Genomic DNA, 18,096 nt, shown 5'->3' with positions numbered 1-18,096 from the left:
TATAGAACGATTGGTGAGGTTGAAGAAGAATACCTCCGCAATCATCCTGACGAGATGGACGATTACATTACTGTCCTCTTTGATGAATATGCCGAGAGCGGCGACACCGCTTCCCTGATGGCTTCTTTGCGCGTGGTGAGCCGCGTCAAAGGTGTAAGCCGCATCGCGGAAGTTTCCGGCTTTAGCCGGAAGGGTGTGCAAAAAGCCCTGTCGGAAAACGGCAACCCGCAATTTGGCAGCGTCAACGCCATTATGCACGCGATGGGCTACCGCCTGACCCCACAAAAGCTGCCTGTGGAAAATCACGCCCCTTAAAGGCAGGTGACAGGCTAACAAATCAACATGTAAACATGTTGATTTGTTGCGGATATAGGTAAGCTTTCGCAAAAGTGGGCGTTACCGGATGGTCGAGACTGTTGAGGCTCGGTGCGGGTAGCGCATAGCACCCGCCCGCCGCCAAAGCGTGTTTGCCATGAAATAATCCTTTCTCGTGCGGTGCTGGCAAGGTTTTGCGGATGCCCCAACAAAACCCGCATATCGCCCAGCCGCGCACCGGACACTTGTAGCGGCTCGGGTTTGAAAATGGTTGGGCTTGCATTTCATTTTCGCGGGATCACAATAATTGCAACTGTAGGATGATCCGTGTGTTGTCCTCTAAAGATGAGGTGAATTTGAAAAATATAGCCGGGAATGATGTATCTATCTTTTTATACCGCTTTGAATTACGCGGTAATGGCATCGACTTTGTTTTGAATCAGGCTATTGCCGAGGATATGTACCCAGATATTGATGAGAAAATGAAACCACTCGTCCACGCCTGTTGCGAAACACTTTCGCGGTACAGGCAGTTCAGTGCGGGTAACACCATTATGGATGGCAATTTTCTTGTTACGGGAGAATTTGAGGTCATGCTGAGTAAGGGGCTAGGACGGCACTTTGCGCAAGATGAAAAGGTGCGGTTATTCCAGGATGCCAAAAATATTGCCGATCTTCTGGCGGTGGTTATGGATAGGGGGACTCAAGAACTGAAAAAAGGCAAACGACTGCACCTATCCCCAATAGATAACACGCCAAATCCAAGGAAGATAAAAAAAGAGCTTGAGAAACTGGGGAAAACAAAACACCAACAGGCAAAAATACAATGGCTTGCAGAGGGAGTGCAACTACGGCCAGGGTTAAGGCAGTTGCGTCCTGATGATTTACCGCCTGATGTCACCGCCTCAAGTGGATATGACCATAGGGGGCTTTGTTATGTCTTCGATCATAAGATATTCGGAGAGCTGGGGAGGATCGTATTGATTAAGGTTGGCGAACAAGAAATGTTGATGCAAGCCGATCTATACCTGGGACAGGAAAACCAGGAACCCGCTATCGGAAAAAAGAAAAAGGAAATATTTGAGAAAGTGGTTACAACTGTCAACGCCTGCTTTGATGGCCTCTAATATTACTCTCAAGGGTCTAGTCTTTACGTTGCAATTGGCCGGTATCATGTTGGGTCACTGTAAGGATTAATGCGAAAACCGGTCAATAACAGCCACCATTAGTTGTTTTTAAGAAAAAATTCCGTACGGAAAACCTGTAAACTATATTTTTCGCATTCAATATCAAAGCGACGCTGTTTATTCGTACATAATTTATCCCGAATGGATAATTAATCTTATTGCCTTATCAATTTATCGAAAAACAAGTGCTTTACGACTGGAGTACCATATCAATTTCTGGCTAAAAAAGAAATGGCACATAAAATTCCGCTATTGCATTTTTTTTCACGAATCCTTACGGCTACCCAAATTCATTGCTTTACAATGCAATAAGTTTGTAAAGCGTCGGCCTGCTGATCCCAAATTCTTTTGCCAGTCGGCTTTTTTCTTCCCCTGCGGCCACCCTGGCTTTCAACTCCTCGACCTGTCCGGGCTTTAGCTTAGGCCGTGCGCCGAACTTAACGCCTTTTTTGAGCGCCTGTTCAATGCCTTCTTTTTGCCGTTCCTTGATCAATGCCCGTTCGAATTGCGCAAAAGCCCCCAGCATCTGTAACATCAGCTCTTGCATCGGGTTGGCTGCACCGGAAAACGTCATGTTCTCCTTGTGGAAATGGATGCAGACCCCTTGTCCTGCCAAGCCGGTGACGATCTGCTGGAGGTCGAACAAGTTCCTCGCCAACCTGTCAATGCTATGGACATGCAAGGTGTCGCCTTCGCGGAGGTGGTTGAGGCAGGCCTGTAGTTGCGGGCGGCTGGTGTCTTTTGCCGACACCTTGTCTTCAAAAATCTTGTCCAGTTTGACGTCAGCCAATTGCCTGTCCGTATTTTGTTGTGCGGATGAGACGCGGATATAGCCCACCTGTTGGCCTGTCATGGTAGCCCCCTGATTGTAAATTAAGTTTTAAGGGTTATCATAACACATGTAAAATAAACTGATAACAGGATATTGTTTACACGGTGGGATGCGGGTTTGCGGGTGGCTTGGGATGTGTAAAGGAAACTGCACCTTATGATACAAGCCAATCCCCTGTCCTATTATCAAGATGTAATCACTTAGCTGTTTTTACCAATGGTTTACTGGTGTCATGTGATAATATTAATAACTTAGCTGCTGACGTTACGAAGTAACGTGCTCCCCCTGTTTGCCGAGCATCGTATGGATCAAGCGGTAATCTGGCTGCCTTTTCTTTGGATACTTTCTTTTGGCGGAGTAATTATTATTATGATTAATGGTATACAAGCCCCCTATTATCGTTATTGGGGCAAAGCCCAGAAAGACAGCCAGGAAAACGACGACACTCCAAAATATCACTTGTTGCCTTACCATTGTTTGGATGTGGCTGCTGTGGGCTGGCATTTGCTGGCTCCCGATAAACCGACTTGCAAGCAACTGGCAATGCAACTACAAGTAACTCCAGAGTGGTTAAGGACATTTTTCACCTTCTGTTTGGTTTTGCATGACTTGGGCAAGTTTTCCCGTGCCTTTCAAGGTTGCCGCTTGAAACAAGTCGGAAGTCCGCCACGTCCTTTTTAAGCATTGCGAAGACACCCGCAAACGGTCATAACCGCCCATTTTCGCGGTTTTAGGGCTACCTTGGTCGTCGCGGTTTAAGTTGGCGGGTGGGTAGGCGGTCAATAGGTGCAATTGGATAAAACGGCTCATAAGGTCTCCTTAATCAGAATTTTTAGGTAAAGCGGTGAAATAATCGGTTGCCCAGCGCACGGCGAGGCGTTTGGCGGGTTCCCGTCCGATGGGTTTGTCGAATTCCTGATGCCATTGGATGATGTCGTTGGCTAATGAAACGAGGTTGACGTTGCCATCCAGCAAGCGGATCGCCCGGATAATCCGGCGGTAAAAATCATCAACCGTCGGGCTTTTTTGTAATTGCTGGAAACGCAATTCGCTCATAGGGGCTTTGCCTTTGCCTTCTGGTGGGGTCGCCAATTGTTCGGCAAAGCCCGCCATTTTCTTGGGTGCATCCGTCTCTTTATTGTTGTAAAGCTTGCTGGACGTTAGTTTGTCAGTTTTTACATGCGACAACGCCCCAGCCAGACACGCACTGGTCAGTATCGGTGTGTTTTGCGACCAATTCGGCGCGGCTTGATCCATACGCTGTAAAAAGTGGAAAAAGGCGTCGGTCAGCAAAATGTCTTCTGGACTATCCGCACGACGCAGACGGGCGCGGTCGCCACGATTGTCATCTAGCCAAGTGTGCCAATTTTTTAACGCTTTACTTTCTTCATATGTTAATTTATCCATTATGTCGCCTCTTGGGTTATGCCTTTTGCTTTCAGTTCTTTCATGGTTTTGCTCCCGTAAAACTTGCCGCGCAAGTTCTTTTGGGCATTCACAACCCGTTTTAAATCCAAATCTTCCGGTGTTGCCGCTAGCGTGGCAGTTTCAAAAATCCGCAACATCTGCCGCTCAAGGGTTTTGTACCAGCTTGCGTAAATTTCTGTCGGTGCCTTGCGGGTATCGGCGGGCAGGGTTGCCAGTTGTTCCAGCAGTCGGTAGAACTCAGGTTCGGTCGCTTGCCAAAATTGCGCGTCGATTTGGCTCATGTCGCCTTTGACATCTTCGGGGCGGCGAAACCAGGCGGCTTTCACTTGTCCGCGCAGCATTTTTACTACTTCTTTAGCTGCACCGACCAATTCACCCGCCCAAGCCGTCAGATTGTTGCGTTGCATTTCGTTGAGGTAATAAACCGGAAAGCGCGACTCGTACCAACATCGGGCTTTCATGTTGTCCATGTCGTAGCCAAAACACCAAAGCGAGGCGGAGCCGTGATCACGAAATGCCCGCCCCCGTTCGGTGTTGTAAAACTGCACGATTTTGGCGGCTTCATCGCCGTTCTCGGCATCTTGTAGCGACAGCCCCAGCCAATGCCGATACCCCAAACCGCCTTGCTGGCCTTTAAGTGACAAGGGTAAATTGACTTTCTTCGGATCAAAGCGGTAAGGCGTTAGGGGCGCGGCGCACATTGGCGAAACCCGTTTCGCCGCCGGCTTGTTCTACGCCTACATCTGCATCAACCGCGACTTGTTGGTTAAAAATTTGGATGGCAACGCAGCGCTGGCAAACCAAGCCATCCGCTCCATCACGGAAGCGGCAGTAAAAGTCGCGCCGGAAGGCAAGCAAAACAGCTTTGCGTCCCGCGCTTATGCCTCGTATGTGTTGGCGGAACAAGGGGACCAACAACCGCGCTCCTTGTCGGTGGCTTACCTGAAACCCCTCAGCCGCGATAATGAAGATTTCCTAGCCGATGCCATCAAGCTCATCACCGAACAAAAAGACAGTTTCGATCAAGTGTATGGCACCTGTGCGGACAACCGTTACGAATTGAACGTGCCGGAGAAACAAGGCACGTTAGCTGGATTGCTCGATTTCGTCGGTCAATAACGGAGCAGATCATGGATTTATTGCTCTTCCGTTTATACGGCGCGATGGCAAGCTGGGGCGAGATTGCCGTGGGTGAAAACCGCCACACCGCGCACTATCCCAGCAAATCGGCCTTGCTCGGTTTGTTAGGTGCGGCCTTAGGCTTAGAAAGGCAAGATGAGGAACAACAACGCCAATTGCAAGAAGGCTATGCCATGGCGGTGGAATCGTTCACCGCCGGACACTTGCTGCGCGATTACCACACCGCGCAAGTGCCGGATGCCGTCGGCAAGTTTATTTACCGCACCCGTCGCGATGAAATAATCTTGGGTAAGGAACGCTTAGGCACCATCTTGTCTAGCCGCGAATACCGCACCGATGCCTTGGCGGTTGTTGCCGTCCGAGCCTTGGCTGATGCACCGTTTAGTTTGGCCGAGATTCAGGAAAAATTGTTAAAGCCTATGTTCCATCTGTATTTGGGTCGTAAATCCTGTCCCTTGTCGGCACCCCTCAATCCGCAATTATTGGCCGATCAACCCAATTTCTTGGCGGCGTTTAAAGCCTATCGGCATTGCCCGCTGTTACCAACGCATAAAGACAATGATGGCCGGCTAAGCGAGCGCGACAGTTATTGGTTGGCTATTTCTGGTGAGCGGCATTATTACTGGGAAGGTACACAAGAAGATTTTTCCGACGCGTCCGATTTAAACTGTCGCCAAACCCGCATCCGTCACGACCAACCTTTATCCCGCAAACGTTGGCAATTTATGCCGCGTCAGGAACATTATCTATATCAAGGAGGTAAGTGATGTATTTTTCTCGGATCAAAATACGTTCCAATATTAAAGAATTGCCGGAACTGGCGAGAATATTCCAAAGCGATAGCCACGGGGTGCACAGTTTGCTGTGGCGGTTGTTTCCCGGACAGGAGCAACGCACGTTTTTATACCGTGAAGAAATTGCCCGTGAACAATTGGGTGCGTTACCCACTGTACGCGGCGAACCCATCTATTACGTCATTTCGCAAACCCAACCGATTTCAGCCGAAAATTCGCTGTTTACGGTTGAATCGAAACATTACCGCCCGCAACTGGAAAAAGGTCAACGTCTGGGATTCGGGTGCCGGGTCAATCCGGTTGTTACTCGGCAAGGCAAAAAGCATGATGTGGTGATGGATGGCTAGGCGTAAGGATTCGTACGTAAATGGATAGTAGCGGCCTGCAACACGCATCCCGCCTACAATCACGCCGTTTTTACCACATTATTTAGTCCGAAACCGACCGATTTCGGACATGTCCTCTACTGGGTGTACGAAAATAGGTAAAATGTATTTCGTACACGCGCTATAATTCGTACATCCCTTTCGGACGGAATTGGCCCATGTCACGAGTTTTCGCTTACTGTCGAGTTTCGACTACAGACCAAACTTCCCAGAATCAAATTATAGAAATCAAAGCCGCAGGGTTTTCTATCGAAACCCAGCGGCTTATTGAGGAGTGTATCAGCGGATCTGTGACAGCAAAGGAGCGTCCAGGTTTTACCAAGTTGATTGACAGGATGGAATCCGGCGATATTTTGGTTGTGACAAAACTTGACCGGCTTGGGCGTAATGCTATGGATGTACGGTCAACCGTAGAGCAACTTTCTAGTATGGGTATTCGCCTACATTGCCTTGCTCTGGGAGGCGTTGATCTGACCAGTTCAGCGGGGAAGATGACCATGCAAGTGATCGCCGCTATGGCTGAATTCGAGCGAGACCTGCTGATTGAACGGACACAGTCAGGAATTGATCGGGCCAAAGCTGCCGGTAAACAATTTGGCAGGCCGCCAGCGCTAAACATGGCGGAACGTGCAGCAGTTATTGAAAAACTGTCTGTAGGGATTAATGTTGCTAAGTTAGCCCGTGAATTCAAGACAACGCGACAAACTATTATGCGAATAAGGGACGCCGCTTTGGCATCACACACAATGCTAGACCCTAGAACGTAAACAGTCAGGTGCTACGACTTGCAACCTAGCGATACCGCCTATCCACGCTTCAAGACTCGCATGACGCAGGCGGAGTTGGAACAGTTCTATACACCAACTGATGAAGAGCTGGTGTTTTGTGCCAACGTCACGCGCTTGCCGACGACGCTGCTCGGTTTTGTTGTTTTATTGAAGACATTCCAACGACTGGGCTATTTTGTAGCATCTAACGAAGTGCCTGAAGGGATCATCAAACATATCGCAACGGTGATCAATCGCCGGGTTGATCGGGAAGTATTGCACAACTACGACCAATCAAAAGTGCGCGACAACCATTTGGCGGCAGTGCGGCAATTCCTGGACGTAAAACCTTTCGACACCCAGGGCAAGGCCTTGCTCCGTACCACGCTCGGCGAAGCAGCATTAACCAAGGAAGACGTGGCGGACATCGTCAATGTCGGGATAGAAATCCTGGTTCGTCACCGATATGAGTTACCGGCGTTTGACACCTTGGTGCGTGAGGCACGTGCCGGCCGCGCTGCCACCAACCAAGTGCTATACGAGCAAGTGCAAAATGCTCTGGGCAAAACGGGTGCGGATTTTCTCGACGCACTGTTCGTCGTCGGCGATGATCCCCGTCGGGTCAGCCCTTGGCACGACCTCAAACAGGATCCCGCTAAACCCACTGTTCATGGCATGCGGGATCTGTTGGCACGCTTCGACCAATTGACCGCGCTTTCTGGCTACAATACATTTCTGAAAACGATCCCGGTTGTGAAAGTCAGCCAATGGGCCTTGGAGGGTAACGCGCTTGATGCGGCCAGCATGGCTGATCTGACGCCATCGAAACGGTATGCGGTAACCTTGGCTGTGATTCGTCAACGGCTTGCCATTGTGACCGATGACCTTTGCGAAATCTTCTGCAAACAAATGGGCCGGGTGTCACGTATTGCCGGGGAGAAATTGCAGAAATATTTGCTGGATAACCAAGGCAAGACGGACGAGATTCTGCGGCGCTACGCATTGCTCGACACCGTGCTGAGTTCGGCCGAATCAGATGAAATCCAGTTGCAGACAGTCCGTAAAACCGTTTCTGCCAGGCCGGATTTATGCGAATTCTCACGGTTGCACGCTGAATACGGTGGCAAGAATGAATGCCGTTTTATGAAACCGATCTTTGCCAACCGACGGGCGGAGCTATTGCGCATCCTGTCCAAGCTGCGCTTCGTTTCGACCAGTCAGGACTTAAGCTTTGAACGTGCATTGGCCTTGATGCTTGCTGAGCGTGGTCGCCACAGTGAATGGATAACCCTGAAAAGCGGCACCTCAGCTTATTTGAGCTTGGCAGACCTGGCTTGGGTGCCGGAAAAGTGGTGGAAACTGATCACGGGTGAGCAGCAGCGCGAGGCACCAACAAGGCTCCACCGACGCCAGTTTGAGGTATGTGTCTGCATGCAAATGGTACGGGAACTGAAATCTGCCGACCTTTGCGTGATCGGGGCCAACCATTATTCCGACACCCGCGATGAACTGGTGCCGTTGGCGGAGTGTGCAAAAACCCGCGAGGCGTACGGCCAAGAAGTCGGCCTGCCCGTTGAGGCGGACCCATTCGTCCAGCATGTCCGCGGCCTCTTAACGGCGGCGGCTAAAAAAGCGGATGACACGTATCCCGATAATCCATTTTTCCAGATCATTGACGGTCGTCCGAAATTAGGGCGGCTAAAGAAAAAGCCCATCCCGGAAGGGTTCCAGGCGCTCGATGCGGCGTTGACCAAGAAGCTTGATAGTAAAGAACTTTCATTGTTGGATGTGCTCGCCGATACTTCACAGTGGATCGGTTGGGACAAACATTTCAGTCCGCTCAGTGGGCATCAAGGCAAGCTTAAGGAAGATGCGCGACGTAAAATTTTGACCACCTTCGCCTATGGAACCGGTTTGGGGGCGACCCAAACAGCCCGCAATATTGCGGACATTAGTGCCCGGCAAATAACCTTCGTCGATCAACGTCAAGCTTCCACCGAAAAATTGGAGGCGGCGATCTGCGGCACCATCAATGCCTACAACCAGTTCCAGTTACCGCGCTATTGGGGCGATACCAAGCGGGCGGCCGCCGATGGCACCCAGTGGAATTTGTACGAAAACAACCTGCTGTCGGAGCGCCACATCCGCTACGGTGGCTATGGCGGTGTCGCCTACTATCACGTCAGCGATAACTACATCGCGTTGTTCTCGCATTTCATCCCGTGTGGCGCTTGGGAGGCGATCTACATTCTCGACGGCCTGACCAAAAACAAATCGGACATACAGCCCGACATTTTGCATGGCGACACACAGGCGCAGAGCGCTCCGGTCTATGGATTGGCCTTTTTGCTGGGCATTAAGCTGATGCCGCGAATACGGAATTGGAAAGACTTGAAGTGGTTTCGTCCGGCACCTCAGGAAACATACAAAAACATTGACGGGCTGTTCAGCAAGGAAGCCGTTGACTGGGATTTGATCGCTTGTCATCTGCCGGACATGCTGCAAGTCGCCCAATCCATTCGGGCAGGCCGAATCTCACCTTCGGCCATACTACGCAAACTGGGCACAGCCAGCCGGAAGAACAAGCTTTACTTTGCGTTTCGGGAACTTGGGCGGGTGGTTCGTACTACATTCTTGTTGGAATATATTGGTGATGAAGAGTTGCGCCGCATCATTCAGGCAGCACAAAATAAATGTGAAGGTTTTAACCAGTTCGCCCAATGGGTTTATTTCGGTGCCGATACCATTGCCGAAAATGTTCGTGACGATCAACTGAAAATCATAAAATACAACCACCTGATCGCCAATCTTGTGATATTCCATAACTGCCATACCATCACGCAGGCGTTAAAGGAATTGGAGGCGGAAGGGATGAAGCTTACACCGGAACTAATTGCCGGCTTCAGCCCGTACCGGACATCCCATCTCAATCGCTTCGGACTGTTCGAGCTGAAGGAGCGCCACCCATTACCAGTTGACTATGGAATCATGTTTTGAAAGAAGAATGTAGGTACGATAAGGGTTACAGGGCTCTACTATCCATTTACGTACGAATCCTTACGCCTAGCCAGTGTGGGTGTCGGGGCGGCAACGTTAACGCCGTCCGTGGCGGACGGCCTGATTTCCGTGTTCGCTCAGGACATTGGCGGTACGTTGCAACCGGCCGTTGATGCGCGGGCGTTGCACCGGTTTTTGGGCGTGAAACAAGACTTTTCGAGCTGGGTCAAACGTCGGTTCAGGCAGTACGGGTTTATTGAAGGGCTGGATTTTCTGCTCCCCAAAATGGGGGAGGCTGTTCCGTTGCCCGCCGGCAGGGCGCCTGTTTTGCCGGCGCTTGGTTTTTTTTGGGGGGCTTTCCTTTTCCTGTCATGGGCCGTAAAAAAGGCAGGGTTGCCGTTGTGTATTGTTCCCGCTTTGCGCGGCGGTGTCTGTTTCTCCGACCAGACGGGGAGGATTTTGGGTTTTGATGTTTTGGGGTTCTGGGATTTTGGATGATCTTTAATGCTTTGGTTAACCGAAAAATGCTTTGCATCCATCCCCAATTTTGGTGATGGATAAAGGGGTTAATGGTTTGGAATAAAGGGAAAGATATGACGAAAACTGATTCGGATGCTGTGGGAGTTGGTGTTGGTGGGGATGCGCCAACGTTAATGCCGTCCGGGGCGGACGGTTTGGTTCCGGTGTTGTTTATGGCGGAGATTGGCGGGACGTTGCGCCCTGTGGTGGATGCGCGGGCGTTGCACCGGTTTTTGGGCGTGGGTCAAAAACAGGATGGTCGAATACGGGTTTGTTGAGGGGTTGGATTTCAAGCTCCCCCAAATGGGGGAGCTTGAAAATGCTGGCCTCCAGACGAAAATCGATTATAGCCTGTCGCTGGATATTGCCAACGTATTGGCGATGGTGGAGAAGAGCGACCAAGGCCGTGCGGCATTGTTGGCTCGAACCGACCAAACGCGGCCGGAAGTGCCGCCGCCGGATGCGGGGACGGCACTTCCGTTGCCCGCCGACAGGGTGCCGGTTTTGCTGGCGGTTCTGGTTGCACTTGGTTTTTTTGGGGGGCTTTGCTTTTCCTGTCATGGGCCGTAAAAAAGCATTATTGCCTTTGTGTACCGCGGCCGGAGCAGGACAAACGGAGCAGAGGCAAGGGTGGCCGAGATTGGCCGTCCTTTTTTCCGTGAGGGTTGCATTATTGTTCCCGCTTTGCGTGGCTGGGGGATATTTGCCTGACTAGACGGGGAGGATTTTGGGTTTGGAATTCTGGGATTTGGGATGCTTTTTAATGGTTTGGGTTAGCCGAAAAAACGCTTTTCATCCATCGCCAAAATTGACGATGGATGAAAGGAAAAATAGGTTAAAAGTTTGGAATAGTATGACGAAATCTTATGCAGATGGTGTGGGCAATGCGAATTCTGGTGTGGGTGTAGGGTGCTAATCAACAAAAGGCTCTAAAGTTCCACGGGGTTTTGGCTAACCTATTGTCCATAAAGCCCTAAAGGCGATTTTCGATCTCTCAAATTTTAGCTTATTTCAGACGTGCCTTTTGAGAACGTAAAATGCGGGTATTGCATACTCTACGTTTACAAAGTTTCATCTATTATTTGTCAGGTTTATGAAACTTTGTACCATTTACTTGCTATGTTACCTATTTAGCCCCCTTTAACCCCATTAAAGTAAGAGTTACAGAAATGTTCGTTTATGAAACTTAAAATAAGACACTGCTAAAATTCTTGGTACTCAATAGACTGTTTAAATCACGTGAAACTTTAGCACCCTATTTTTACACGTATGTCGGCTGTACCCCTCTTAGCCCCGTCCCGTGTCCGCCATTAGTTCCTCAAGCAACGGCACCGCCGACAGGCCCGCCCGTAAGGCCTGCGGGTTGGCATAGTCGTTCAGCGAATTGCGGAATGGGCAGGACTTGCACAAGCTGGGCGGATCTTGCGAGTTGACCCGCGCCCGTAGCCGCCGGTAGGCTTCGCCCTGCCAGAGAGCCTCAATAGGCTGGTCGTTGACGTTGCCCATTTTGGAACCGGGCACGCAACAGGCCATCAGGTCGCCGTTTGCAAGCAGCACCGCCGAACTCCACGGGGTCGGGCACGGCGCCCTGCCGCCGGAGGCGGGGTGTTCCCACAACTCCTCGCCTATGTTCAGGTTGATGTTGAGGCTTTTTGCCAGCGCCAGGCAGGCGGCACGCATGGAATTGAAATAGGCCTTATGGTGGAACAGCGACTCGTCTTCCATGTCGGCATGGTACAGTTCCAAATGTCGGCACCCTACCGCATCGACCCCGGCATCGGCGGCCTTTTGGATGAACAGGGGCAGCTCATGGAGGTTAGAGCGCATCATGGTGAAGCCCAAATAAACCCTAAAGTTGCTTTGGCGGCCCTGCCGGGCCCGCTCCGCCACAACGGCCTTGGCGGTGTCGAACACTTGGCCGATAGGCGGCGAGCCGACCCGGATGCGCCGATAGGTGTCATCTTGGGCGGCATCAATGGAGATGCTCAGGGCATCGACCGGGGAGGCCATGACTTTTTCGATCATGGCGGCATCCAGATAGGCGGCGTTGGTGTCGATGTGGATGGCTATCCCTAAGCTGAAAATAAAATCCAGCTCCCCCGGTTGCTTGTGTTCGGCAAAGAAGATGTCACCGCTGTAGTCGGTGAACATCCAGTTGAGCTGTTGTTCTTGAGCATGGGCTTTGATGTCCTGGCGGATACGCTCGGACAGGCGGATGGCGCGGGGGCGGGTCGCGCGGGAAATGCAATGGATGCAGTTCATGTTGCAGGACGACAGCGGGCTGTAGAGCAGCCCCTTTGGATAGGTGATGTCGGCTTCGGGGTTGCTGGTGATGAGGTTGGCCTGCAAGCCAAAACCCTCTTCAATGGGCGCGGACGCGTGGCAGCGGACATGGCCGGGAATCCGCTGGGCGGTGCGCACCAGCCAAGCGGTCACGGCATCGCCGGGGTTGGCATCGGGCGAGGCAATGGTGAGTGCCAACAGCCGCCCTTTGCTCCGCGCCAGGGTCGGGAAATACATATGGAAGTAACCGGCATCGGAAATCCCTGCCGCCGCCACCTCGGCATAAAAGAGCGGGGTGGGGGCACCCCTTACAAGTGTAGGTTTTTAAAAAGTGACGGGGCAAAGCGTTGAGAGTAAATTGATGAGTGTCATCAACATCCGTTTACCGAAGGTGCCGCCATGCCCCGCCATCCAGAACTATACCAATGGATCGACACGATTGCCATGCATTTTCCGTCCCTCAGCAAGCCACAGGCATTGGGCTTGGCGTTGTGGAGTTTTGGCATGGTCGTCGCGCGTTCATGCAGCCTGACCGCCGTGGCCGACGTGTTGTCGCCGCTGCTGGGGCAAAAGTACAACACGCTGCGTGAAAGGTTGCGTGACACCTATCGGGAAGCGGGCGCGAAATCGGGGCGGCGGCGTGCCGACCTTTGCGTCACCGAGTGTTGGGCGCCGTGGCTGGCCTGGGTATTGGACGGCTGGGCAGGCCGCCAGCTCGCCATCGCCATGGATGCGACGAGCCTGGGGGATCGGTTCACCGTGCTGGCCATCAGTGTCGTGTACCGTGGCTGTGCCGTGCCGGTCGCCTGGAAGGTGCTGAAAGCCACGGAGAAACACGCCTGGAAACCGGAATGGCTGGCGTTGTTGGGGCGTTTCCGGGGACTGTTGCCGGAGGGCTGGACGGTCATCGTGCTGGCCGACCGGGGCTTATACGCGAAATGGCTGTTCGGGGCCATCGTGGAACTGAAATGGCATCCGTTCCTGCGCGTCAATGTCCAAGGTTCGTTCCGTCCCGAAGGCTGGTGCCGCTGGCATCCCTTTTGCAGTTTGGTGCCTGCGGAAGGCCGCCGTTGGCAGGGGCGCGGCACCGCGTTCAGCGGCAAAAAGACACAGTTGCCCTGCACGTTGTTGGGCTGTTGGGGCGAAGGGCACAACGGCCCGTGGCTGGTGCTGACCGATCTGGCGCCCGAATGCGCCGACGCCTGCTGGTACGGTTTGAGGGCATGGATAGAACAGGGCTTCAAGCACAGCAAGCGGGGCGGTTGGCAATGGCAACATACGCGCATGGATGATCCGGCGCGGGCGGAGCGGCTGTGGATGGCCATTGCCATCGCCACCTGGTGGCTGCTTTCCGTCGGTGGCGAAGCCGAGGCCGGAGCCGACACGCCGTTGGACATCAAGGAACCATCAGTGCCGGGTGCGGCACGGCGACAAGGGAAGCGCTGGCGGATGGTCGGCATTTTCCAACACGGTTGGTCTTTGATTGTCGCCGCCTTGCTGAACCACCAACTCCTGCCCGTCAAACCGGGGCGGCCTGAGGCATGGCCCGGTTTGACGGAAATCAACGGCGTGACTTTGGCTGTTTACGCAGAAGGGGGTGGAGGGTAAGAAAACCTACACTTGTAAGCCGGCAGAGCCGGGGGTTTACCCGTGATTAATTAAGCGCGGCATTTAGCGTTATCTTGCCATTGATGCAGTGCTTTCACGGTATTTTGGCATACACAGGACTTACTTATTTTTAAATTGCAGCCTAAAATCCGTGTTTCTCATGCCCGCACTAAATCCATAGCGGATTGCTGACCCGTATTCCCCAACATAAGCAGTTCTACCGTAGTATTTCCGAAGGATCACAGAAGCATCAATCTCCATTTTGCGGGGTGGGTTTCGCCACATCGGCCAAGCGTCGTTAATACTGGTCATCACCTGCAACCAAGCCCGATATGACAGGTAAGATGAGCGGGCGTGTATATTTTCTGGATTTCTGGGTGTGTTTCCTGGAATAAGGTTCCCCATAGCATCAGTAACCCAAAACTCTTTTTCGGGCGGGAAGCGCCTGAACCCATAGTCTTTGCAGTAAAACAACTCTACATTTTGCCAGGGTGTAGTACGGAACGTAAAAAACACATTCTCATCCACATATGTGTACCAGAGATATGTCATCGGGTCTTCGCCCCGATCTGAAGCCGGTTCAAGTTTTGCCGGAAATAGGTAAGCGCCTTTATCTTCCCGTTCGAGAAACGGCACCGATCCTTGAAATCCGCAAATAGGCGCTTTGGCGCTCAAATAAGGAATGAATAAAGGCGCGTCCCTCTCAAACATCAGTTCCGCCTTGACGGCAGGTAATTCGACATCCGAATAACGCCAACGCCCAGGTGTCGTTTTGTCAAGGGGATAAACGTACGGCTCAGCAATCGGATAATTTTTTAATTGTTCGGGAGTCTTGCTTTTCCCAGCGAGAAAAAGACGTTTTAACTTCGGCTCCCAACAGCCGCTACGCCAACCACCCGTTATGATCAAAGACCCCCAAAGCGCATTGAGCACAAATTCAGGCCAGCATGAAAGGGCATCAAGCAAGAAATCGTCTAAGCGGCGCCAATGGCTGTAAGCCGGTGGCACCGAAAATACGTCCCCATAGTCCATCTCAATACGGCCACCAGAAGAACAGTTTTCGCGAAAAATCGAAATATGTACGGGTTGCTGTAGCTCGGCATCGGAGTAGACGCATTTCAAGTCCAAGTTTGGCGTTAAGCTATATCCAGATATAACAGCCAATCTCTGACCCGTAAGGTAGTTTGTTATTTCGATTGGCGTTTCGCCGTACTCAAACCAGCCATATCGTTTCATTGTTAGCATCACTTCTCTCAAGATATTCTTAAAATAAAATTACACGAACGTCAGGTAATTATAACAGGATTTTTTATGTGCCGCTTTTCCTAAGTAAACAGATCAGACGGATACCGCACTTGAGATTCACGCAGTTGACTCCTAACTGATGTTACTCAAACATATTCTCCGATTAAAAAAACTGTCGCCATAGCAACCTATTGCCACATTTTTCAATATTGCAAAAATAACGGCGTAACATCAGTGACCATTACAGTAATGGGCGATTTAATGTTTTATACCACCAATTGGCGGCTTCGCCGTTATCGCCGGAGCGCGTAGCCAACCACAAAGATTCCGGTTGCCGTGGTTCTTCAAGCGTCACGGCAACCAGCGTACCGTCTTGCAGGTCTTGCGCAACCAGCACTTTGGGCAAAAACCCCACGCCCAATCCGGCGCGTTGGAACTGCCGTTTCATTTCGATGTTTGCCACGGTAATCCGCTGTTGCCCTGACAACAACCCGATAGTTTTGGCGGGTAATGACCGTGCACTATCGGCAACGGCAATGGCGGTAAAGGCGTGTAAGGCATCTTGCGAAACCGGTTGTTTGGTATGCGCCAACGGGTGGTTGGGCGCGACACAAAAAATAAATTCCACAGTGTCAATCTGTTTGATTTGGTAACCGCCCCAACTCGGACAATCACCGACAGCAATAATCAAATCAGCACGCCCTTCGCGTAAAGCTTCCCAAACTCCGGTCATCTCTTCCGAAGTAATCCGCAACCTAGTTCCGCATTCCAGCGCGGCAAAAGCCTGTAAATCGTCAATCAAGAGCGTACTGGGCAACAGTGAGTCATAGACAATTCTCAGTTCGGATTCAAACCCTGAGGCTATTTTATAAAGCCTGTTTTCCAAATCGGCAACCGCCCGCAATAGCCAACGCCCTTCTTGCAATAGCTCGATACCCGCCGCCGTTAACGTCACTTTAGGGCCGTTGCGGTCAAAGAGCTTAAGGTTCAGTTGCTCTTCCAACTTGCCGACCGCATAGGAAATTGTAGACGGTACGCGATGCAACAAATCCGCCGCACCCGACATCGAACCGGTACGGTCAATCGCATCAATAACCTGAATAGCTTCCAGCGATAATTTCATAATGGCCTCAAATCTACTTTCGAAAAAATCGAATATAAAAAGCGAATTAACTCGTTATAAATAACACGAACTAAGGATTATCCTATATTCACTCGCTTAAAAGCAGAACATTGTAAAGCAAAAGACCTGCAAACATTCATTCGATAATTTACAAGGAATCAGACCATGATTGAAGTCCGCCCCGCCCAACACCGAGGTATCGCCCGTTTTGACTGGCTGTTCTCGCGGCACACCTTTTCTTTTGGCAACTATTACGATCCTAAACAAAGCGGTTTTTCCGATTTGTTGGTGATTAATGAAGACATTGTCCAAGCCGGCAAAGGTTTTGACACCCATAGACACCGCGATATGGAAATCTTCACTTATGTGATCGATGGTGCGCTGGAACATAAAGATTCGATGGGTACCGGCTCAATCATCGAAGTGGGTGATGTCCAGCTCATGACCGCCGGAACGGGTGTTGCCCATAGCGAATTTAACCATTCGCCAACCGAGTTAGTCCATTTCCTGCAAATTTGGCTAGTGCCTAATAAAAAAAGCGTTCAGCCACGTTATCAGCAACGCCATTTTAGCCGTGCCTATAAACAAGGCCAGTTACGTTTGCTAATGTCACCCGACGGTGATGCAGAGGCGTTAGCCGTTTATCAAGATGTCCGGGTCTATGCGGGGTGTTTCGGTGACGGCGAACAGGCACAGTTAACGTTGGCGGATGACCGCTATGCCTATGTCCATGTCGTACGGGGTTCGTTGACGGTGAATGGCACAGCACTAAACGCTGGCGATGGTGCGCGTATACGCAATGAAAGCCAAATTGACCTACAACAAGGTCATAATGCCGAAGTCCTGGTGTTTGATTTACGCCCACAAGAACAACCTGGTCGCTAGCCCATTATGGACACGTCAACTCAAGCCACGCCCAACAATGAACAAGTGTTTTTTGTCATCCGCCATCGGCTGAAAAAAGGCAAAGGCAAACTCGAAAAATATGAGGACTGGTTAACGAAAATCGTCCCTAAGGCGGCGACATTTCCCGGACATTTAGGGGTGCAAATCGTCCGTCCGCCGGAAGGGCACAATGAATACCTAATTGTGGTGCGTTTTGCCAGCATTCATGATCTGCAATTCTGGCAGCAATCACCAGAACGCAAGGCCTTGATTAAGGAAATCGCCGCTATTTTGGATAGTGAAGAGGCGATTGATATAAAAACCGGCATTGATTACTGGTTCACCCCGCCGACGGTCGGCAGACATCCGCGCCGTTGGAAACAGTGGCTGGTAACGACTTCGGTGATCTGGCCTTTGACGATGTATGTGCCGCCAGCAATGGAACCTTTGTTTGTAAAGTATCCGCAGTTAGGTGAATTTGGCACACGTCAAGGCGTATTGGCTTTAGTGATTGTCGGCTTGGTGGTTTACATCATCATGCCGATCTATGTCCGGCTGATTGCCAAATGGTTTTTTAAAAGCTAAAA

Annotated in this window: 21 protein-coding genes; 14 read left to right on the top strand and 7 right to left on the bottom strand. The window is 51.2% G+C overall.

The window, feature by feature from the left end:
• Together AADEFJLK_RS13425 and AADEFJLK_RS25135 are read left to right on the top strand one after the other, a co-directional pair.
• Window positions 1–315 (top strand): addiction module antidote protein (locus tag AADEFJLK_RS13425; RefSeq protein WP_211299180.1); only part of this gene is annotated, 315 nt, incomplete at its 5' end.
• 320 nt (window positions 316–635) lie between these two features.
• On the top strand, window positions 636–1,442 hold the full coding sequence (locus AADEFJLK_RS25135; protein WP_211299113.1) for a hypothetical protein: 807 nt from the start codon (window positions 636–638) through the stop codon (window positions 1,440–1,442).
• Between the two features lie 358 nt (window positions 1,443–1,800).
• On the opposite strand, the gene AADEFJLK_RS13410 is transcribed toward AADEFJLK_RS25135, so the two are convergent.
• Window positions 1,801–2,355 (bottom strand): recombinase family protein, encoded by a 555-nt coding sequence (locus tag AADEFJLK_RS13410; RefSeq protein ID WP_103972885.1) that lies wholly within the window; start codon window positions 2,353–2,355, stop codon window positions 1,801–1,803.
• Window positions 2,356–2,637: 282 nt separating this feature from the next.
• Here AADEFJLK_RS13410 and AADEFJLK_RS13405 point away from each other — a divergent pair, with 282 nt between their 5' ends.
• Window positions 2,638–3,015: an HD domain-containing protein gene (locus tag AADEFJLK_RS13405; protein WP_346222657.1), complete on the top strand. Its 378-nt coding sequence runs from the start codon at window positions 2,638–2,640 to the stop codon at window positions 3,013–3,015.
• Here AADEFJLK_RS13405 and AADEFJLK_RS13400 read toward each other — a convergent pair.
• Genes AADEFJLK_RS13400 through casA form a run of 3 tightly spaced genes read right to left on the bottom strand, consistent with a single transcriptional unit; the run spans window position 2,905 to window position 4,463 of the window.
• A complete protein-coding gene (locus AADEFJLK_RS13400) occupies window positions 2,905–3,144 on the bottom strand; it encodes a type I-E CRISPR-associated protein Cas7/Cse4/CasC (RefSeq protein ID WP_211299114.1) in 240 nt (79 codons plus the stop codon). The two genes, AADEFJLK_RS13405 and AADEFJLK_RS13400, sit on opposite strands and share 111 nt — an antisense overlap.
• A 9-nt stretch (window positions 3,145–3,153) precedes the next feature.
• The gene (gene casB, locus AADEFJLK_RS13395; protein WP_103972886.1) at window positions 3,154–3,741 is read right to left on the bottom strand and encodes a type I-E CRISPR-associated protein Cse2/CasB; all 588 of its coding nucleotides are present in this window, start codon (window positions 3,739–3,741) and stop codon (window positions 3,154–3,156) included.
• Window positions 3,741–4,463, bottom strand: coding sequence for a type I-E CRISPR-associated protein Cse1/CasA (gene casA / locus AADEFJLK_RS13390; protein WP_249027942.1), 723 nt, complete (start codon window positions 4,461–4,463; stop codon window positions 3,741–3,743). The genes casB and casA overlap by 1 nt, the downstream gene beginning before the upstream one ends.
• 25 nt (window positions 4,464–4,488) lie before the next feature.
• Here casA and AADEFJLK_RS13385 point away from each other — a divergent pair, with 25 nt between their 5' ends.
• The 8 genes from AADEFJLK_RS13385 (at window position 4,489) to AADEFJLK_RS13355 (ending at window position 10,935) form a co-directional block, all read left to right on the top strand.
• The gene (locus AADEFJLK_RS13385) at window positions 4,489–4,881 is read left to right on the top strand and encodes a type I-E CRISPR-associated protein Cas7/Cse4/CasC (RefSeq protein WP_249027943.1); all 393 of its coding nucleotides are present in this window, start codon (window positions 4,489–4,491) and stop codon (window positions 4,879–4,881) included.
• A gap of 11 nt (window positions 4,882–4,892) precedes the next feature.
• Window positions 4,893–5,669 (top strand): type I-E CRISPR-associated protein Cas5/CasD, encoded by a 777-nt coding sequence (gene cas5e, locus AADEFJLK_RS13380; RefSeq protein ID WP_103972887.1) that lies wholly within the window; start codon window positions 4,893–4,895, stop codon window positions 5,667–5,669.
• Window positions 5,669–6,043, top strand: a complete 375-nt coding sequence (cas6e, locus tag AADEFJLK_RS13375; protein ID WP_103972888.1) for a type I-E CRISPR-associated protein Cas6/Cse3/CasE — start codon at window positions 5,669–5,671, stop codon at window positions 6,041–6,043. Before cas5e ends, cas6e begins: the two co-directional genes overlap by 1 nt.
• A 197-nt stretch (window positions 6,044–6,240) precedes the next feature.
• On the top strand, window positions 6,241–6,849 hold the full coding sequence (locus tag AADEFJLK_RS13370) for a recombinase family protein (protein ID WP_103972889.1): 609 nt from the start codon (window positions 6,241–6,243) through the stop codon (window positions 6,847–6,849).
• Window positions 6,850–6,867: 18 nt separating this feature from the next.
• Window positions 6,868–9,846, top strand: coding sequence for a Tn3 family transposase (locus tag AADEFJLK_RS13365; protein ID WP_103972890.1), 2,979 nt, complete (start codon window positions 6,868–6,870; stop codon window positions 9,844–9,846).
• Window positions 9,847–9,954: 108 nt separating this feature from the next.
• Window positions 9,955–10,344, top strand: a complete 390-nt coding sequence (locus tag AADEFJLK_RS13360) for an antA/AntB antirepressor family protein (RefSeq protein ID WP_103973576.1) — start codon at window positions 9,955–9,957, stop codon at window positions 10,342–10,344.
• Between the two features lie 95 nt (window positions 10,345–10,439).
• A complete protein-coding gene (locus tag AADEFJLK_RS24535; protein WP_146054468.1) occupies window positions 10,440–10,643 on the top strand; it encodes a hypothetical protein in 204 nt (67 codons plus the stop codon).
• Window positions 10,576–10,935 (top strand): antA/AntB antirepressor family protein, encoded by a 360-nt coding sequence (locus tag AADEFJLK_RS13355; protein WP_103972891.1) that lies wholly within the window; start codon window positions 10,576–10,578, stop codon window positions 10,933–10,935. Before AADEFJLK_RS24535 ends, AADEFJLK_RS13355 begins: the two co-directional genes overlap by 68 nt.
• A 717-nt stretch (window positions 10,936–11,652) precedes the next feature.
• Here the strand turns inward: AADEFJLK_RS13355 and AADEFJLK_RS13350 are convergent.
• Window positions 11,653–12,885, bottom strand: a complete 1,233-nt coding sequence (locus tag AADEFJLK_RS13350) for a radical SAM/SPASM domain-containing protein (protein ID WP_146054469.1) — start codon at window positions 12,883–12,885, stop codon at window positions 11,653–11,655.
• Between the two features lie 162 nt (window positions 12,886–13,047).
• Between AADEFJLK_RS13350 and AADEFJLK_RS13345 the strand changes: the two genes are divergently transcribed.
• On the top strand, window positions 13,048–14,256 hold the full coding sequence (locus AADEFJLK_RS13345) for a transposase (protein WP_103974616.1): 1,209 nt from the start codon (window positions 13,048–13,050) through the stop codon (window positions 14,254–14,256).
• Between the two features lie 120 nt (window positions 14,257–14,376).
• Here the strand turns inward: AADEFJLK_RS13345 and AADEFJLK_RS13340 are convergent, their stop codons facing one another.
• Together AADEFJLK_RS13340 and AADEFJLK_RS13335 are read right to left on the bottom strand one after the other, a co-directional pair.
• Window positions 14,377–15,501 carry a hypothetical protein gene (locus tag AADEFJLK_RS13340; protein ID WP_103974615.1) on the bottom strand — a complete coding sequence of 375 codons (1,125 nt, stop codon included), beginning with the start codon at window positions 15,499–15,501 and terminating at the stop codon, window positions 14,377–14,379.
• Between the two features lie 241 nt (window positions 15,502–15,742).
• Complete coding sequence (locus AADEFJLK_RS13335; RefSeq protein ID WP_211299214.1) at window positions 15,743–16,624, bottom strand: LysR family transcriptional regulator; 882 nt, start codon at window positions 16,622–16,624, stop codon at window positions 15,743–15,745.
• Between the two features lie 165 nt (window positions 16,625–16,789).
• Here AADEFJLK_RS13335 and AADEFJLK_RS13330 point away from each other — a divergent pair, with 165 nt between their 5' ends.
• Window positions 16,790–17,509, top strand: a complete 720-nt coding sequence (locus tag AADEFJLK_RS13330) for a pirin family protein (protein ID WP_103974613.1) — start codon at window positions 16,790–16,792, stop codon at window positions 17,507–17,509.
• Between the two features lie 6 nt (window positions 17,510–17,515).
• A complete protein-coding gene (locus tag AADEFJLK_RS13325; protein WP_088617988.1) occupies window positions 17,516–18,094 on the top strand; it encodes an antibiotic biosynthesis monooxygenase in 579 nt (192 codons plus the stop codon).
• Window positions 18,095–18,096 lie beyond the last annotated feature (2 nt).

This window comes from Methylovulum psychrotolerans, assembly GCF_002923755.1.
Classification (GTDB): Bacteria; Pseudomonadota; Gammaproteobacteria; order Methylococcales; family Methylomonadaceae; genus Methylovulum; species Methylovulum psychrotolerans.
This window is presented reverse-complemented; position numbering and strand designations above follow the sequence as displayed.

Bases quoted from the DNA above. Each gene is read 5' to 3' on its own strand.
- AADEFJLK_RS25135 (WP_211299113.1), top strand. From the start codon at position 636: ATGATCCGTGTGTTGTCCTCTAAAGATGAGGTGAATTTGAAAAATATA.
- AADEFJLK_RS13410 (WP_103972885.1), bottom strand. From the start codon at position 2,355: ATGACAGGCCAACAGGTGGGCTATATCCGCGTCTCATCCGCACAACAA.
- AADEFJLK_RS13405 (WP_346222657.1), top strand. From the start codon at position 2,638: ATGGATCAAGCGGTAATCTGGCTGCCTTTTCTTTGGATACTTTCTTTT.
- AADEFJLK_RS13400 (WP_211299114.1), bottom strand. From the start codon at position 3,144: ATGAGCCGTTTTATCCAATTGCACCTATTGACCGCCTACCCACCCGCC.
- casB (WP_103972886.1), bottom strand. From the start codon at position 3,741: ATGGATAAATTAACATATGAAGAAAGTAAAGCGTTAAAAAATTGGCAC.
- casA (WP_249027942.1), bottom strand. From the start codon at position 4,463: ATGTGCGCCGCGCCCCTAACGCCTTACCGCTTTGATCCGAAGAAAGTC.
- cas5e (WP_103972887.1), top strand. From the start codon at position 4,893: ATGGATTTATTGCTCTTCCGTTTATACGGCGCGATGGCAAGCTGGGGC.
- cas6e (WP_103972888.1), top strand. From the start codon at position 5,669: ATGTATTTTTCTCGGATCAAAATACGTTCCAATATTAAAGAATTGCCG.
- AADEFJLK_RS13370 (WP_103972889.1), top strand. From the start codon at position 6,241: ATGTCACGAGTTTTCGCTTACTGTCGAGTTTCGACTACAGACCAAACT.
- AADEFJLK_RS24535 (WP_146054468.1), top strand. From the start codon at position 10,440: ATGACGAAAACTGATTCGGATGCTGTGGGAGTTGGTGTTGGTGGGGAT.
- AADEFJLK_RS13355 (WP_103972891.1), top strand. From the start codon at position 10,576: ATGCGCGGGCGTTGCACCGGTTTTTGGGCGTGGGTCAAAAACAGGATG.
- AADEFJLK_RS13350 (WP_146054469.1), bottom strand. From the start codon at position 12,885: ATGTATTTCCCGACCCTGGCGCGGAGCAAAGGGCGGCTGTTGGCACTC.
- AADEFJLK_RS13345 (WP_103974616.1), top strand. From the start codon at position 13,048: ATGCCCCGCCATCCAGAACTATACCAATGGATCGACACGATTGCCATG.
- AADEFJLK_RS13340 (WP_103974615.1), bottom strand. From the start codon at position 15,501: ATGCTAACAATGAAACGATATGGCTGGTTTGAGTACGGCGAAACGCCA.
- AADEFJLK_RS13335 (WP_211299214.1), bottom strand. From the start codon at position 16,624: ATGAAATTATCGCTGGAAGCTATTCAGGTTATTGATGCGATTGACCGT.
- AADEFJLK_RS13330 (WP_103974613.1), top strand. From the start codon at position 16,790: ATGATTGAAGTCCGCCCCGCCCAACACCGAGGTATCGCCCGTTTTGAC.
- AADEFJLK_RS13325 (WP_088617988.1), top strand. From the start codon at position 17,516: ATGGACACGTCAACTCAAGCCACGCCCAACAATGAACAAGTGTTTTTT.